Annotated in this window: 2 protein-coding genes; both read left to right on the forward strand. The window is 39.2% G+C overall.

Features of this window, described 5'->3' with window-relative positions; all coding sequences use genetic code 11:
- A partial coding sequence (locus J2T59_RS10205; RefSeq protein WP_259135834.1) for a hypothetical protein occupies nucleotides 1–721 on the forward strand: 721 nt, incomplete at its 5' end.
- A 15-nt stretch (nucleotides 722–736) separates the two neighbouring features.
- On the forward strand, nucleotides 737–1,071 hold a 335-nt coding region (locus J2T59_RS10210; protein ID WP_259135835.1), incomplete at its 3' end, for a hypothetical protein.

Genomic DNA, 1,071 nt, shown 5'->3' on the forward strand with positions numbered 1-1,071 from the left:
AATCAACCAAACCAATGGATTGAATCATTACAGTTCAAGACGGTCAAAAGGTTTGAGGGTAACTTTTTCAGCTGGTTGGGATTATAGTTCTAATAATTATCCTGCAGGATCTCATGAAATGCAGACATTCATTCAAACACTGGCCTCGGATACGACCAGTCCACATCCACAATCTGACATGGCAACGGTTCAGTTTGCTTATTGGTTATGGATAGATACTCAGGGTTTCTCACTAATGGCCGAACCTGAACCCACGAGTGAAAATCGACAAGGTTCTTTTATTTGTATAGTGGAAAGAATGACATCAAAGGAGTATAATGACGGGTTAACTAACTTCTATTGCTGGAATAGGACAAATAATCATAATCAGGATGTCTATAACGGTGCAAGGACAAAGCATATATTAAGGCCATTTGCATATCAGAGCGGTCATGTGGACCGAGGTATAATGTGGTGGAGAGATACGGATACAAGCAGACATGCACTTAAGAGTATAGGTAATGGTAAAGTCTATTTTGTACGACCTGTGGTCTGTAACAGCACGGACAATATGACGCCGATTTATCAAAGCCAGCATATGTGGATGTTCACACAGGAAAGTGGATTAGTGGATGGAGATGTGGTTGCAGTAGATGGTGCTACCACAAAATATCTTTGTAAATCCATATCATCACCAAACAGTAACACTAGATTGAACTTTGCTATAAAGTACGTTGAATGATAGATAATACAATATATGGTATTTGATGATGTAATATTTGGAACCTATACAATAGGTATTGGGCTAGATATAGGTAATAGTATTGGAGCAGGTGGATATGCACCTTACCTGGTAACTTTGGAGAACATTGGCTCTGAAGGGATCAATGCGAAGATAACATATTATGACCAGTTCGGACAAGGTCCAAAAATTGCCGATTATTATACTGGCATTTCAGCATTTACTAGTGCTGGTACTCAAATTCCCATTATTCTCAATTCAGGTGATACAGGGATTAGGAGCATAACTTCAATTGAGGTCAATGGTGGAGAATACGGTGATACTTTCCATGTACAGAGTATTCAGGAAGG

Origin of the sequence: Methanosalsum natronophilum, from assembly GCF_024808815.1 — an archaeon.
In the GTDB taxonomy this organism is placed as follows: Archaea; Halobacteriota; Methanosarcinia; order Methanosarcinales; family Methanosarcinaceae; genus Methanosalsum; species Methanosalsum natronophilum.